A 13,836-nucleotide genomic window follows, 5' to 3' on the forward strand; every position below is an offset into this window, starting at 1 on the left:
CACTTTGCAACTCACATCGTTGCTCCGATAATTGAGCATTGGATTTTTCTATGTTGACCTGGGACGAAGAAGTCAAGCCCTCCTTATCAAAGGATATGCAACAAGGATTGCAGCAACACCACGCATCGACCAGCGGCCTGTCCGCAGGCCGACCGGTGGATGCTCCGACTTCGTCGATTGCACAACAGCCCGTGGCACCCGCCGCGGCGCAGCGCGTCAAGGCTTCCGACAAGCGCATCATCAACGGCCAGACCGACGTCAACCAGCTGGTGCCGTTCAAGTACAAGTGGGCCTGGGAAAAATACCTCGCCACCTGCGCCAACCACTGGATGCCGCAAGAAGTGAACATGACGCGCGACATCGCGCTCTGGAAAGACCCGAACGGCCTGACCGAAGACGAGCGCCGCATCGTCAAGCGCAACCTCGGCTTCTTCGTGACCGCCGACTCGCTGGCCGCCAACAACATCGTGCTGGGCACCTACCGCCACATCACGGCGCCCGAATGCCGCCAGTTCCTGCTGCGCCAGGCCTTCGAGGAAGCGATCCACACGCACGCCTACCAGTACATCGTCGAGTCGCTCGGCCTGGACGAGAGCGAGATCTTCAACGCCTACAACGAAGTGCCGTCGATCCGCGAGAAGGACCAGTTCCTGATCCCGTTCATCGACGCCATCAGCGACCCGAACTTCAAGACCGGCACGCACGAGACCGACCAGACCCTGCTCAAGTCGCTCATCGTGTTCGCCTGCCTGATGGAGGGCCTGTTCTTCTACGTCGGCTTCACGCAGATCCTTGCGCTCGGCCGCCAGAACAAGATGACCGGCGCCGCCGAGCAGTACCAGTACATCCTGCGCGACGAGTCGATGCACTGCAATTTCGGCATCGACCTGATCAACCAGCTCAAGCTCGAGAACCCCGGCCTCTGGACCCCCGAGTTCAAGGCCGAGATCAAGGCCCTCTTCCTGAAGGCCGTCGAGCTCGAGTACAAATACGCCGAAGACACCATGCCGCGTGGCGTGCTCGGCATGAACGCCTCCATGTTCAAGGGCTACCTGCGCTACATCGCCAACCGGCGCGCGCAGCAGATCGGCCTCGAAACGCTCTTCCCGAACGAGGAAAACCCGTTCCCCTGGATGAGCGAAATGATTGACCTGAAGAAAGAGCGCAATTTCTTCGAAACCCGCGTGATCGAATACCAGTCGGGTGGTGCGCTCTCCTGGGATTGAATCGAATCTTTCGACAAGAATTAATGAATTCAAGAATTGCCCTTGCCACCGATCGCGCCGAAGAGCGCGGCATGGACGAGGGCTCAGGTGTTCATGGTGCTGGAGCTCAGATTCCAACGCCATGGATCGCTTCACGCTACCAACGTGCGTGGAGTGCTTCAATAGGTTGATTTTTTCAACTTGATCAAGGAGAAATAGAAATGGCAACTGCAAAGAAAGCGCCGGCTAAGAAAGCCGCTGCAAAGAAGGCTCCGGCAAAGAAGGTCGCGGCCGCTAAGAAGGCTCCCGCCAAGAAGGTAGCTGCGAAGAAGGCTCCGGCCAAGAAGGTCGCAGCGAAGAAGGTAGCCGCCAAGAAGGCGCCTGCGAAGAAGGTAGCCGCCAAGAAGGCAGCTCCGGCAAAGAAGGCCGCTGCCAAGAAGGCTCCGGCGAAGAAGGCCGCAGCGAAGAAGGCTCCTGCCAAGAAGGCGGCGGCGAAGAAGGCTCCGGCAAAGAAGGCCGCTGCCAAGAAGGCCCCTGCGAAGAAGGCTGCCGCCAAGAAGGCTCCTGCCAAAAAGGCTGCGGCCAAGAAAGCCGCGAAAAAGCCCGCTGCCAAGCCTGCCGCTGCTGCCAAGAAGCCTGCTGCCAAGAAGGCTGCCAAGGCTCCTGCCGTAGCGCCTGCTCCTGCTGCGCAAACGACGCTGAACCCCCAGGCAGCTTGGCCGTTTCCGACGGCCAGCAAGCCCTGAGTCTGCTCAGCGGCCTTGACGGCAAAAAACCCGGCACCTCACGGTGCCGGGTTTTTTTTATGGGCGCCTGCCAGCGGGTGGCTCAGAGGCCCAGCGCCTTCAGGTCGATCTGGTAGTTCTGCGGCCCGCGCTGCGCGATCTTGAGCGCACCGATGCGGTTGCCGAGCGCCGCGCACTGCGCAAGCGGCCATTCCTTTTCGAGGCCGAATAGCAGCGCGCCGCGCCAGGCATCGCCGCAACCGGTGGGCTCGACCACCGCCGTCGGCGTCACGCCCGGCACATGCTCGCGCTCGCCGTCGATCCAGACCTCGCAGCCTTCCGCCGCCAGCGTGACGACCAGGCCGCGCACGCGCTTCGAGATCTCGGCCAGGCTCCAGCCGGTGCGCTGCGACAGCATCTTGCCTTCGTAGTCGTTGACGACGACCCAGCTCGCCAGGTCGACGAAGTGCTTGAGCGCCTCGCCGTCGAACATCGGCAGGCCCTGGCCCGGATCGAACACGAACGGAATGCCGGCCGCGGCGAACTGCTCCGCATGCTGCAGCATTGCCTCGCGGCCGTCGGGCGCGATGATGCCGACGCGGATGTCTTCGCGCGCGGCGATCTTCGTGAGGTGCGCCTGCTGCATCGCACCGGGGTGGAACGCGGTGATCTGGTTGTTGTCGACGTCGTTCATGATCATCGCCTGCGCGGTGAAGGTGTCGTCGAGCTGGCGCACGAACTCGGTGCTGATGCCCAGCATGCGCATGCGCTCCAGGTAGTCGGCGCCGTCGCTGCCGAGGGTGGCCATCGGCAGCGCGGTGCCGCCCAGCGCATTGAGGCTGTAGGCGATGTTGCCGGCACAGCCGCCGAAGTCGCGCCGCAGGCCCGGCACGAGGAACGACACATTGAGGATGTGCAGCTGGTCCGGAAGGATCTGGTCGGCGAACCGGCCCTCGAAGGTCATGATGGTGTCGAACGCGAGGGAACCGCAAATCACTGCTGCCATGGGTGAGCCGTTGGGTAGGAATGGGTGGATGAATGAAAAGGCGGGCGCGAGCCAGGCCTCAAGGATAGAACGCTTCGACGCGGTAGCCTGCAATGGGCGGCAGCGCGGCCGCCTCCGCTGCCGACAAGCTCATCGGCAATGACGCGGCCTGGTCGGAGCGCGCCGCAAGCACCGCCGGTGCGCCATAGTCCGCCGCCATCAGCACGCGTCGCACCACGGCGCGCTCCTGCGTGTCGAGCAATGAAAGCTCGATGGCCGGCATGGCCAGGGGAACGGCCGCGCCATTGCGCAGCGTGAAGCTGAGCCGGTAGTCGCTGTTGCCGGTTTTTTCGCGCGCGAAGGCCGCGCCCTCGATCACGATGTCGCCGATCTGCCGCAGCGCGGTGAGCTCGCAGCCGGTCACGCGGCACAGGCCCGCGAATGCGGGACGCAGGTTCGGCTGGCGCGCAACGATGCCGTCGCGTTCGTGGCGCAGGACCTGCACGACCAGAAGCAGGACGGCAAGCACGGCCAGCAGCCAGAGCCAGCGCCGCACCCCGGGCCGCTGCCAGGCACCCGCGGCGCCATGGGCCGGGTTCTCGTTGCCGTCGGAAAAAGGAAGCCGCTCCGAATCTTCCGCATCGCCGCGGACCGACGGCAGAGGCGAAGGGAGCAGGCCCGGCTCGGGCTCGCTCGCCTCCCGCACCATCGAGGCTGACATCTTTGCGGCGGCGCGCTCGTCGCGCGCCTTGGCGCTCGCGATCTTGGCCGACTTGATGCGGGCCCGGCGCAGCGCCTTTTGCATCTGCACCTGGTCGCGGTCTTGTTCGGGCGCGTGCTTTTCGTCTTCCTCGCTGGCCGTTGCCGCCATCTCGCGCGCCTTGAGGCGCAGGGCCGGCAACGGCGGCGCGGGCGGCGGCGGCGGCGAAGGCGGGGCCGCCAGATTCAGGTCGATGTTCGGAAACGGCGGCAGCGAACTCGCCGGCGGCCGCCATTCGGGCTCGTTGGCTTCGAAGTCGGTCCACAGCTCGTCGGCGACGATGCCGTGTGCCGGCAAGGCGAAGGTGGGCGCGGGCGTGGAGACAGGTGCCGATGCAGGCACGGGCTCCGGTGTTGGCGGCGGCTCGGCCTCGGAAGCCGCAGCCTCCGGCGGTTCGCGATCCTCGGGTTCGTCGTCGAAGAAATCCGCCTCTTCGATCGCATCGGAGGAGGACGGCGGCTCGGTCGGCGCGGCGGGTGCCGGCGCGGGTGGAGGGGCAGCGCTCGCGGCCGGCGGGCCATCGGGTGCCTCGTGCAGGTCGAGCGTGGCGTCGAACACGTGGCTGCAGCGTCCGCAGCGCACCCAGCCATCCGAAATGCGAAGCTGGTCACGCACCACCTTGAAGGTGGTGGCACAGGCGGGGCAGCGCGTGACGAGGCTCATGACGGGGCGATTGTAGGGTTGGGCCCCCGCCGCGCCAGTGGGATCAAACGCGAAACGGCAGGCGCGTGCGTCCTCAGCAGCGCGCCGTCATGAGGATCCAGCCGTCCTCGCTGTCGCTGACTTCGAGCGCGGCATAAGGCGCATAGGCTTCCTTCAGCTCGTCGGCCTGGCGCTCGAGGATGCCGGCCAGCACCAGCGATCCACCGGGCGCCACGTGGCTGCGCAGCAGTGGCGCAAGCACCTTGAGTGGCGTGGCCAGGATGTTGGCCAGCACGGTGCCGTAGTTGCCCTTGGCCGCTTCGGGCAGGCCGGCGTTCAGGCGCACGCCGTTGGCTTCGGCGTTGAGGCGGGTCGACGACACTGCCGCCTCGTCGATGTCGACGGCATCGATGTCGGTCGCGCCGAACTTCGCCGCGCCAATGGCCAGGATGCCGGAGCCGCAGCCGTAGTCGAGCACGCGCTGGCCGGCGAACGAACCCTGCCTTGCGATCCAGCGCAGGCACATGCGCGTGGTGGGATGGGTGCCGGTGCCAAAGGCCAGCCCCGGGTCGAGCCGCATCACCTGCCTTGCCTGCGCGGGCGGCTCATGCCAGGTGGGCACGATCCAGAATTCGGGCGTGATCTCGACCGGCGCGAACTGCGATTGCGTGAGCCGCACCCAGTCCTGCTCGGGCACCGGTGCCACGCCGAGCACCGCGCAGCCTTCGAAGAAGTCCTGCAGCGCAAGCACCGACGCCGCCTCTTTCGCAAGCGCTTCATCGGCAAACAGCGCAATCACGCGCGAACGCTGCCAGCCTTCCTTGGGCGGCGGCATGCCGGGCTCGCCGAACAGCGCCTGCTCGGCATCGGTCTGCGCATCGGCGTCTTCCACCGACACGCTCAGCGCATCGAGTGCGTCGAGCGCGTCGCTGACCGTTTCGACCCGGTCTTCCGGCGCCATCAGGCGAAGTTCGAACATGGCGTCGTTTCGTGGGTCAGCGCTTGTGCGCCGCCAGCCACTCTTCCAGATAGTGGATGTTGGTGCCGCCGCTCATGAACTTGGCATCGACCATCAGCTCGCGGTGCAGCGGGATGTTGGTCTGGATGCCTTCGATCACGGTTTCGTTCAGCGCCGTGCGCATGCGCGCCATGGCCTGCTCGCGCGTGTCGCCGTAGACGATGATCTTGCCGATCATCGAGTCGTAGTTGGGCGGCACGAAGTAGTTGGTGTACGCGTGCGAATCGACGCGCACGCCAGGGCCGCCAGGCGGGTGCCACATGGTGATGCGGCCCGGCGACGGCGTGAACTTCCAGGCGTCCTCGGCGTTGATGCGGCACTCGATGGCGTGGCCGCGCATCTCGATCTGGCGCTGCGTGAACGGCAGCTTCTCGCCGGCCGCCACCATGATCTGCGTCTTCACGATATCGATGCCGGTGGTGAACTCGGTCACCGGATGCTCCACCTGCACGCGCGTGTTCATCTCGATGAAATAGAACTCGCCGTTCTCGTAGAGGAACTCGAAGGTGCCGGCGCCTCGGTAGCCGATCTTCTTGCAGGCCGCGGCGCAGCGCTCGCCGATCTTCTCGATCAGCTTGCGCGGGATGCCGGGTGCCGGCGATTCCTCGATCACCTTCTGGTGGCGCCGCTGCATGGAGCAGTCGCGCTCGCCCAGGTAGACCGCGTTCTTGTGCTTGTCGGCCAGGATCTGGATCTCGACGTGGCGCGGGTTCTGGAGAAACTTCTCCATGTACACGGCCGGATTGCTGAATGCAGCGCCGGCTTCCGCCTTGGTCATCTGGATCGCGTTGATCAGCGCGGCCTCGGTGTGCACCACGCGCATGCCGCGGCCGCCGCCGCCGCCGGCCGCCTTGATGATGACCGGGTAGCCGATGGCGCGGGCAATGCGCTTGTTGGTGGTGGCGTCGTCCGAGAGCTCGCCCTCGGAGCCCGGCACGCACGGCACGCCGGCCTTGATCATGGCCTGCTTGGCCGAGACCTTGTCGCCCATGACACGGATGTTTTCAGGCGTCGGGCCGATGAACTGGAAACCGCTCTGCTCCACGCGTTCGGCGAAATTCGCGTTCTCGCTCAGGAAGCCGTAGCCGGGGTGGATGGCCTCGGCGTCGGTCACCTCGGCCGCCGAGATGATGGCCGGCATGTTGAGATAGCTCAGCGACGAGGGCGCCGGGCCGATGCACACGGCCTCCTGCGCAAGCTTGACGTACTTTGCGTCGCGGTCGGCTTCGGAATAGACCATCACGGCCTTGATGCCGAGCTCGCTGCAGGCGCGCTGGATCCGGAGGGCGATTTCCCCCCGGTTTGCAACCAGGATCTTCTTGAACATGGTCACTCGATGATGAACAGTGGCTGGCCGTATTCGACCGCCTGACCGTTTTCGCCGAGGATCTGGGTGATCGTGCCGGACTTGTCAGCTTCGATTTCGTTGAGGATCTTCATCGCTTCGATGATGCAGACCGTGTCGCCCTCGTTGACCTTGCTGCCGATCTCGACGAAGGCCGGGGCACCCGGGCTGGAAGAGCGGTAGAAAGTACCCACCATCGGCGACTTGATCGCATGGCCGGCGGGTGCCGCTTCAGGTGCGGGGGCGCTGGGAAGCGCGGGTGCCGCCGGTGCGCCGGCGGCAGGAGCAGCAGCGGGTGCAGCCGCCACGGTCTGTACATATTGCACCGGGGCAGCGCCGCCGCCCTTGACGATGCGAACCTTGCCTTCGGTTTCAGTGATTTCCAGTTCGGAAATATTGGATTCCGACACCAAATCGATCAGTGTCTTGAGTTTGCGCAGATCCATGGAGCTCCAGTGCCGACTTTGCCGGTCAATAGGATGTAACTTGTCTGAAAATCGGTGATTTTCAGCGATTGGCGGCTAATGCCGAGTGTGTATCTGATTCTAACCGTGAACCAGTTCACGCCGCCAAGCGTCCAGGTCGGCCGCTTCGAGCTTGCCCATTTTACGGGCCGCCACTTCGCCCGTGCCGTTCAGGACCAGCGTGAACGGCAACCCGCCGCCCGTGTTGCCGAGATTCTTGACCAGCTCCGTGCCCTGCAGGCCGGCCAGGCCCGTGGGGTAGCTGACCGGCGTCTTCTGCAGGAACTTGCGCACCGCGCTCGGCTGATCGATGGCCAAACCCACGACTTGCCAGCCGTTCGCGCCATTTTCGCGGAAGAAGCGGTCGATCATCGGCATTTCTTCGACGCACGGCGGACACCACGTGGCCCAGAAGTTGAGCAGCAGCGGTTTGCCGCGCAAATCGGAAAACACCAGTTCGCCACCTTCCGGCCGCTCGAAGCGCTGCGCCCAGAAGCTCGCGGCCAGCACTTCGCCCTTCGGGCTGCTGCTGCCGCGCTCACGCCACCATGCGCCGCCCAGTCCGGCCGCAGCGGCCGCGACCGCCACGCCGCCATAAAGGAGGCCTCGCCGTGTGGGCGAAGAAGTCATTCACTTGTCCTTTTCACTTTCGATCAGCCGCCGCAGCGCCGCGAGGTCGCCACGCGGCGTGCGGCCCTGGGCGTCGGGCCGGAGCGCGCCGCGCAGGTCGTCAAGGTCGTACACCAGCAGGTGCACCCCGATTTCCTCGCCCAATGCGCGGCTTGCGGCATGCACGCTCAGCGCTTCCACCTGCTCGCCGTGAAACCCGGTGACCATGCGCGGCTCGTAGTCCACGTGGTGGTCGATCAGGGCAATCTCGGCCGACTTGGAATCATCGCAGAACAATTGAATATAAATGTCTGACAACCGCGTGGCGGTGCCGTGCCAGACCGCGCCGCCCACATGCGGGCGGAACGCCGCCATGCGCTCCATCCATTCGAGCGCGAGCAGCCGCAGCGCACGCAGTTCCTGTGGCTGGGTGTCGGCGCAATAGAGCGCGATGTAGTCGCGCACCTCGGCCTCCACCTCGTCGTTGTTCGGCAGCGCCGTGCGCGAGGACAGGCCCAGGTCGCGCAGCGCCCGGCGCTTGGCCGGGCCGTACTCCAGCCCCTCCTCGACGACGAGGCGGGCTGCGGCGGCGGCAATCTCGCGCTTGGTGGACGTGTCCATCGGGACATTTTGCCCGCAGTACGGCGCCCCTCGCACAAACATCAGTACAAGGGACGAGGGCCAGGGTGCGGACACCGCTTGCCGCCTCCCTAGAATCGGCCGATGCACATTCATATTCTTGGCATCTGCGGCACGTTCATGGGCGGATTGGCCGCCCTGGCGCGCGAGGCAGGCCACCGGGTCACGGGCTGCGACGCCGGCGTGTACCCGCCCATGAGCGACCAGCTCCGGTCGCTCGGCATCGACCTGATCGAGGGCTTCGGCGCGGACCAGCTCGCGCTTTCACCCGACGTCTTCGTGGTCGGCAACGTGGTTTCGAGGGCCCGGCTGGCCGACGGCACGCCCAAGTTTCCGCTGATGGAGGCCATCCTCGACGCCGGCAGGCCCTACACCAGCGGACCGCAGTGGCTGGCCGAGCATGTGCTGCAGGGCCGCCATGTTCTGGCCGTGGCCGGCACCCACGGCAAGACGACCACCACCTCGATGCTGGCCTGGGTGCTCGAACAGGGCGGCAAGGCGCCGGGCTTCCTCGTGGGCGGGGTGCCGCTGGACTTCGGCGTCTCGGCGCGGCTCGGCAAGGGTTCGGCCTTCGTCATCGAGGCCGACGAGTACGACACGGCCTTCTTCGACAAGCGCAGCAAGTTCGTGCACTACCGCCCGCGCACCGCGGTCCTCAACAACCTGGAGTTCGACCACGCCGACATCTTCGACGACCTGGCCGCCATCGAACGCCAGTTCCATCACCTCGTGCGCACGGTGCCCGGCACCGGCCGGCTGGTGGTGAACGCCACGGAAGAAAGCCTGCAGCGCGTGCTGGCAGAGGGCTGCTGGAGCGAACTGGCGCGCTTCGGCGCCGGCGGTGAATGGCAGGCCCGGGGCACGCATGACGCCTTCGACGTGCTGCGCCAGGGCGAGGCGGTCGGCCGGGTCGAGTGGGAACTCTCGGGCCTTCACAACCAGATGAACGCGCTGGCCGCCATCGCGGCGGCAGAGCATGTGGGCGTGGCGCCGGCCGATGCGGCCCGCGCGCTCGGTGGCTTCAGGAACGTGCGCCGGCGCATGGAGCTGCGCGGCAGCGTCGAGCGCAGCGGCGGCGCGATCACCGTCTACGACGATTTCGCCCACCATCCCACCGCCATCCGCACCACGCTCGACGGGCTGCGCAAGAAGCTCGACGACGCCGGCCGGCAGGGCGAGCGCATCCTCGCGGCCTTCGAGCCGCGCAGCAACACGATGAAGCTGGGCGTCATGGCGGCGCAGCTGCCGTGGAGCCTGGAAGCGGCCGACCTGTCGTTCTGCCACACGGCCGGGCTCGACTGGGACGCCGCCGCGGCCCTGGCCCCGATGGGCGAGCGCGCGCAGGTGGCCGGCGCCGTCGAACCGCTGGTGGCGCAGATCGTCGCCGCGGCGAGGCCCGGCGACCACATCGTCTGCATGAGCAACGGCGGCTTCGGCGGCGTGCACGACAAACTGCTTGCGGCGCTGCGCGCGGCCAGCGCAGCATGACGGCCATGCGTGCCCGCGAGCTGATCGAGAGCCTGAAGCTGCAGCCCCACCCCGAGGGTGGCTGGTACAGCGAGGTGTTCCGCTCGGCGGCGAGCGTCGTTCCCACCGACGGCCGCACGCCGCGCAGCGCGCTCACCAGCATCTACTTCCTGCTCGAGGCCGGCCAGCATTCGCGCTGGCACCGGGTGCTGTCGGACGAAGTGTGGGTGCACCTGGAAGGCGTGCCGCTCGCGCTCTGGACCTGCGATGCCGCGCTGCGCACGGCGCCGGCCCATGTGCGGCTGGGCCCGGTCGATGCGCACGGCACGCGCCCCCAGCATGTGGTGCCGGCCGGCCAGTGGCAGGCCGCCCGGCCGATCCAGGGCCACGCGAGCGGCGACTACACGCTGGTCGCCTGCATGGTCGGCCCGGGCTTCGACTTCGCCGACTTCTCCCTGGTGCTGCCGGACAGCGATGAAGCCGCCGCCATGCGGCACCACTGGCCGGACCTGGCCGGGATGCTTTGAGCCTGTTGTTCAGCCCCGGCGCTGCTTGATCGCCTGCGACAGGGTGTCCAGCACCTGCACCGAGTCGTCCCAGCCCAGGCAGGCGTCGGTGATGCTCTTGCCGTATTCGAGGCCCGAGAGCTGGTCCTTGCCCGGCGTGAACTTCTGCGCGCCGGCCTGCAGGTGGCTTTCGACCATCACGCCGAAGACGCGGTTCGAACCCCCGGCGATCTGGCCGGCGATGTCCTTGGCCACGTCGATCTGCTTCTGGTGCTGCTTGGAGCTGTTGGCGTGGCTGCAGTCGACCATCAGCGTGGGCGGCAGCTTGGCGGCCTCGAGGTCCTTGCAGGCCGCCTCGACGCTGGCCGCGTCGTAGTTGGGCGCCTTGCCGCCGCGCAGGATCACGTGGCAGTCGCGGTTGCCGTTGGTCTGCACGATCGCGACCTGGCCGTTCTTGTGCACCGAGAGAAAGTGGTGGCCGCGCGCCGCCGCCTGGATGGCGTCGGTGGCGATGCGGATGTTGCCGTCGGTGCCGTTCTTGAAGCCGATGGGCGCCGACAGGCCCGAGGCCAGTTCGCGGTGCACCTGGCTTTCGGTGGTGCGCGCGCCGATCGCGCCCCAGGCGATCAGGTCGCCGATGTACTGCGGCGAGATCACGTCGAGGAACTCGCTGCCCGCCGGCAGGCCGAGCCGGTTGATGTCGATCAGCAGCTGGCGCGCCATGCGCAGGCCCTCGTCGATGCGGTAGCTCTCGTCCAGGTACGGGTCGTTGATGAGGCCCTTCCAGCCGACCGTGGTGCGCGGCTTCTCGAAGTACACGCGCATCACGATCTCGAGCGTGCCGGCGTACTTTTCGCGCTCCACCTTGAGGCGGCGGGCGTATTCGAGCGCCGCGGCCGGGTCGTGGATCGAGCAGGGGCCCATGACCACCAGCAGCCGGTCGTCCTTGCCCGCCATGATGTTGTGGATGCTGCGGCGGGTGCCTTCGATCAGCGTCTCGACCGGCGTGCCGCGGATCGGGAAGAAGCGGATCAGGTGTTCGGGAGGGGGCAGCACGTTGATGTCCTTGATGCGTTCGTCGTCGGTCTTGCTGGTTTTTTCGACGCTCGCATACCAGCTGTCGCTGGCGGGGGCAGTGTTCGTGCTCATGGTGCTTTCCTTGTTGGAGTGGATATCGTCAGGGCATAAAAAAACCGCCGGGGCTCGAGGCGCCGGCGGTTTTGGGAGGGTGTTCGTTTGCTTTACGCGCTCGCCTCTCGTCCGCCGGAAACCGGGAACCAAAAGTAGGCAAAGAAATAAGCGCGGAGGGCGGACATGTGGGCGGAATGTAGCACGGAAAACGAAGAGCCGGGAAAAAGGCCCGGCTCCGAAGGGCTCAGCGGTAGCCGGATTCGTTGGGGTTGTGGATGATCCAGATCAGGTTGCCGCTGGAGTAGTCGCCCATGCCGCCGCCCGCGAAGACCAGGCGGCCCTGGCCCTTGTAGGTCATCTCGTAGCGGTGGCGGTCGCTGCCGAAATAGAACGGGATGAAGGCCTTGCCCGTGACGTAGGCGCCCTGGTCGGTCGGCGGACCGGCCAGGTCGGTGACCTGCTTGGCGCTCATGCCGATCTGCAGCCGCGTGAACCTGCTGTTGCGCGCGGGGTTGCCGGTGATCTCGCCTTCGTAGCCATTCAGGCCCTTGACGGTGCGGCCGCTGCCGGCTTCGACCTTGGAGGAATCGACCACGTTGCCCTGGGCATCCATGCCGGCCTTGGCGCCGCCGCGGGCCGGTGCTGCCGGCGCGGCAGCAGGTGCCGCCGCGGGCTGGCTGCCGCCCGAACCGCCGCGCGAAGCGCAGCCTGCGGTTGCGAGCGCCACTGCGGCAGCCGCGGCCCACAGGGCCGCAGACGAATTGATCCTGATCCTCTTCATCGAATGCTCCTCTTTGTAAAAATCGAGGAGCGGAGCTTAGCAAGGCCTCAGGCCGTTCCGCCTACGGTCAAACCATCGATGCGCAGGGTGGGCTGGCCGACGCCGACCGGCACGCTTTGGCCTTCCTTGCCGCAGGTGCCCACGCCCGAATCGAGCTTCATGTCGTTGCCGATCATGGTCACGCGGGTGAGCGCGTCGGGGCCGTTGCCCACGATGGTCGCGCCCTTGACCGGGTACTGGATCTTGCCGTTCTCGACCCAGAAGGCCTCGCTGGCCGAGAACACGAACTTGCCGCTCGTGATGTCGACCTGCCCGCCGCCGAAGTTGGTGGCGTACAGGCCCTTCTTGATGCTGGCCACGATTTCCTTCGGGTCCTTGTCGCCGCCGAGCATGTAGGTGTTGGTCATGCGCGGCATCGGCACGTGGGCGTAGCTCTCGCGGCGGCCGTTGCCCGTGGGCTTGACCTTCATGAGGCGCGCGTTGAGCGAATCCTGGATGTAGCCCTTGAGGATGCCGTCCTCGATCAGCACGTTGCGCTGGCTCGCGTTGCCTTCGTCGTCGACGTTCAGCGAGCCGCGGCGGTCGGCAATGGTGCCGTCGTCCAGCACCGTCACGCCCTTGGCCGCCACGCGCTGGCCGATGCGGCCCGAGAACGCGCTCGAGCCCTTGCGGTTGAAGTCGCCCTCCAGGCCGTGGCCGATGGCTTCGTGCAGCAGGATGCCGGGCCAGCCGGAGCCGAGCACCACGGTCATCTCGCCGGCAGGCGCCGGGCGTGCATCGAGGTTGGTCAGCGCGGCCTTCACGGCCTGGTCGACGTATTCGGCGATCTGCGTGTCGTTGAAGTAGGCCAGGCCGAAGCGCCCGCCGCCGCCGCCCGAGCCGACCTCGCGCCGGCCGTTCTGCTCGGCGATCACGGTGACCGACAGGCGCACCAGCGGCCGCACATCGGCCGCCAGCGTGCCGTCGGCGCGCGCCACCAGCACCACGTCGTATTCGCTCGCCAGGCCCGCCATGACCTGCGCCACGCGCGGGTCGCGCGAACGCGCGAGCTTCTCGACCTTTTCGAGCAGCTTGACCTTGGCCGTGCTGTCGAGCGTGGAAATGGGGTCGACGCCGTTGTAGAGCGAGCGGCTCGAGGCGATCTTGCGGGTGGCCGTCTTCACGCGGCCGGTGCGGCCCGCCGAGGAAATGGAGCGCACCGTGCGGGCCGCGTCGAGCAGCGAAGCCTCGGAGATGTCGTCCGAATAGGCAAAGGCCGTCTTCTCGCCGCTGACCGCGCGCACGCCGACGCCCTGGTCGATGCTGAAGCTGCCGGTCTTGACGATGCCCTCTTCCAGGCTCCAGCCTTCGCTGCGCGTGTACTGGAAGTACAGGTCGGCGTCGTCCACCCGGTGCGCGGTGATCTCGGCCAGGGCCTTGCTCAGGTGCGATTCGTCCAGGCCGAAGGGCGTGAGCAGGAGCTTTTGCGCCGTGGCGAGGCGCTCGATGGTGGGTTCGCGGGAGATCATTGCGCCATTCTAGGCAGCCGCCCTCTTCCGTGCCGGGCCCAAGGGCACTGG

General features: G+C 66.7%; 14 protein-coding genes. 4 read left to right on the top strand and 10 right to left on the bottom strand.

Annotated elements, in window-relative coordinates; translation table 11 throughout:
- The first annotated feature begins 50 nt into the window (after positions 1–50).
- Together VPA02S_RS08080 and VPA02S_RS31310 are read left to right on the top strand one after the other, a co-directional pair.
- Positions 51–1,226 (top strand): ribonucleotide-diphosphate reductase subunit beta, encoded by a 1,176-nt coding sequence (locus VPA02S_RS08080; protein ID WP_012746104.1) that lies wholly within the window; start codon positions 51–53, stop codon positions 1,224–1,226.
- A 200-nt stretch (positions 1,227–1,426) separates the two neighbouring features.
- Positions 1,427–1,951, top strand: coding sequence for a histone H1-like DNA-binding protein (locus VPA02S_RS31310; protein ID WP_012746103.1), 525 nt, complete (start codon positions 1,427–1,429; stop codon positions 1,949–1,951).
- Positions 1,952–2,033: 82 nt separating this feature from the next.
- On the opposite strand, the gene VPA02S_RS08090 is transcribed toward VPA02S_RS31310, so the two are convergent.
- The 7 genes from VPA02S_RS08090 to VPA02S_RS08120 form a co-directional block, all read right to left on the bottom strand.
- On the bottom strand, positions 2,034–2,936 hold the full coding sequence (locus tag VPA02S_RS08090) for a carbohydrate kinase family protein (protein WP_012746102.1): 903 nt from the start codon (positions 2,934–2,936) through the stop codon (positions 2,034–2,036).
- A 58-nt stretch (positions 2,937–2,994) separates the two neighbouring features.
- Positions 2,995–4,338, bottom strand: a complete 1,344-nt coding sequence (locus VPA02S_RS08095; protein ID WP_062363136.1) for a zinc-ribbon and DUF3426 domain-containing protein — start codon at positions 4,336–4,338, stop codon at positions 2,995–2,997.
- A 73-nt stretch (positions 4,339–4,411) separates the two neighbouring features.
- Complete coding sequence (gene prmA / locus VPA02S_RS08100; RefSeq protein ID WP_012746100.1) at positions 4,412–5,296, bottom strand: 50S ribosomal protein L11 methyltransferase; 885 nt, start codon at positions 5,294–5,296, stop codon at positions 4,412–4,414.
- Between the two features lie 16 nt (positions 5,297–5,312).
- Complete coding sequence (accC, locus tag VPA02S_RS08105) at positions 5,313–6,662, bottom strand: acetyl-CoA carboxylase biotin carboxylase subunit (protein ID WP_012746099.1); 1,350 nt, start codon at positions 6,660–6,662, stop codon at positions 5,313–5,315.
- A 2-nt stretch (positions 6,663–6,664) separates the two neighbouring features.
- The gene (accB, locus tag VPA02S_RS08110; RefSeq protein ID WP_012746098.1) at positions 6,665–7,126 is read right to left on the bottom strand and encodes an acetyl-CoA carboxylase biotin carboxyl carrier protein; all 462 of its coding nucleotides are present in this window, start codon (positions 7,124–7,126) and stop codon (positions 6,665–6,667) included.
- 99 nt (positions 7,127–7,225) lie between these two features.
- Positions 7,226–7,774: a TlpA family protein disulfide reductase gene (locus VPA02S_RS08115; protein WP_028254041.1), complete on the bottom strand. Its 549-nt coding sequence runs from the start codon at positions 7,772–7,774 to the stop codon at positions 7,226–7,228.
- On the bottom strand, positions 7,775–8,374 hold the full coding sequence (locus VPA02S_RS08120) for a hypothetical protein (RefSeq protein ID WP_012746096.1): 600 nt from the start codon (positions 8,372–8,374) through the stop codon (positions 7,775–7,777).
- A 102-nt stretch (positions 8,375–8,476) separates the two neighbouring features.
- Here VPA02S_RS08120 and mpl point away from each other — a divergent pair, with 102 nt between their 5' ends.
- Both mpl and VPA02S_RS08130 read left to right on the top strand, forming a co-directional pair.
- Positions 8,477–9,880, top strand: coding sequence for a UDP-N-acetylmuramate:L-alanyl-gamma-D-glutamyl-meso-diaminopimelate ligase (gene mpl, locus VPA02S_RS08125; protein WP_028254040.1), 1,404 nt, complete (start codon positions 8,477–8,479; stop codon positions 9,878–9,880).
- Positions 9,877–10,386: a cupin domain-containing protein gene (locus VPA02S_RS08130; RefSeq protein ID WP_028254039.1), complete on the top strand. Its 510-nt coding sequence runs from the start codon at positions 9,877–9,879 to the stop codon at positions 10,384–10,386. Before mpl ends, VPA02S_RS08130 begins: the two co-directional genes overlap by 4 nt.
- A 9-nt stretch (positions 10,387–10,395) precedes the next feature.
- On the opposite strand, the gene VPA02S_RS08135 is transcribed toward VPA02S_RS08130, so the two are convergent.
- From VPA02S_RS08135 to tldD, 3 genes are all read right to left on the bottom strand, one after another.
- Positions 10,396–11,514 (bottom strand): 3-deoxy-7-phosphoheptulonate synthase, encoded by a 1,119-nt coding sequence (locus VPA02S_RS08135; RefSeq protein WP_012746093.1) that lies wholly within the window; start codon positions 11,512–11,514, stop codon positions 10,396–10,398.
- Positions 11,515–11,740: 226 nt separating this feature from the next.
- Complete coding sequence (locus VPA02S_RS08140; RefSeq protein ID WP_012746092.1) at positions 11,741–12,277, bottom strand: hypothetical protein; 537 nt, start codon at positions 12,275–12,277, stop codon at positions 11,741–11,743.
- 47 nt (positions 12,278–12,324) lie between these two features.
- Positions 12,325–13,785: a metalloprotease TldD gene (gene tldD, locus VPA02S_RS08145; protein ID WP_012746091.1), complete on the bottom strand. Its 1,461-nt coding sequence runs from the start codon at positions 13,783–13,785 to the stop codon at positions 12,325–12,327.
- Between the last annotated feature and the right edge of the window lie 51 nt (positions 13,786–13,836).

It is taken from the genome of Variovorax paradoxus NBRC 15149 (assembly GCF_001591365.1).
Classification (GTDB): domain Bacteria; phylum Pseudomonadota; class Gammaproteobacteria; order Burkholderiales; family Burkholderiaceae_C; genus Variovorax; species Variovorax paradoxus.

Coding starts and splice junctions, on each gene's coding strand:
- VPA02S_RS08080 (WP_012746104.1), top strand. CDS start 51: ATGTTGACCTGGGACGAAGAAGTCAAGCCCTCCTTATCAAAGGATATG.
- VPA02S_RS31310 (WP_012746103.1), top strand. CDS start 1,427: ATGGCAACTGCAAAGAAAGCGCCGGCTAAGAAAGCCGCTGCAAAGAAG.
- VPA02S_RS08090 (WP_012746102.1), bottom strand. CDS start 2,936: ATGGCAGCAGTGATTTGCGGTTCCCTCGCGTTCGACACCATCATGACC.
- VPA02S_RS08095 (WP_062363136.1), bottom strand. CDS start 4,338: ATGAGCCTCGTCACGCGCTGCCCCGCCTGTGCCACCACCTTCAAGGTG.
- prmA (WP_012746100.1), bottom strand. CDS start 5,296: ATGTTCGAACTTCGCCTGATGGCGCCGGAAGACCGGGTCGAAACGGTC.
- accC (WP_012746099.1), bottom strand. CDS start 6,662: ATGTTCAAGAAGATCCTGGTTGCAAACCGGGGGGAAATCGCCCTCCGG.
- accB (WP_012746098.1), bottom strand. CDS start 7,126: ATGGATCTGCGCAAACTCAAGACACTGATCGATTTGGTGTCGGAATCC.
- VPA02S_RS08115 (WP_028254041.1), bottom strand. CDS start 7,774: ATGACTTCTTCGCCCACACGGCGAGGCCTCCTTTATGGCGGCGTGGCG.
- VPA02S_RS08120 (WP_012746096.1), bottom strand. CDS start 8,374: ATGGACACGTCCACCAAGCGCGAGATTGCCGCCGCCGCAGCCCGCCTC.
- mpl (WP_028254040.1), top strand. CDS start 8,477: ATGCACATTCATATTCTTGGCATCTGCGGCACGTTCATGGGCGGATTG.
- VPA02S_RS08130 (WP_028254039.1), top strand. CDS start 9,877: ATGACGGCCATGCGTGCCCGCGAGCTGATCGAGAGCCTGAAGCTGCAG.
- VPA02S_RS08135 (WP_012746093.1), bottom strand. CDS start 11,514: ATGAGCACGAACACTGCCCCCGCCAGCGACAGCTGGTATGCGAGCGTC.
- VPA02S_RS08140 (WP_012746092.1), bottom strand. CDS start 12,277: ATGAAGAGGATCAGGATCAATTCGTCTGCGGCCCTGTGGGCCGCGGCT.
- tldD (WP_012746091.1), bottom strand. CDS start 13,785: ATGATCTCCCGCGAACCCACCATCGAGCGCCTCGCCACGGCGCAAAAG.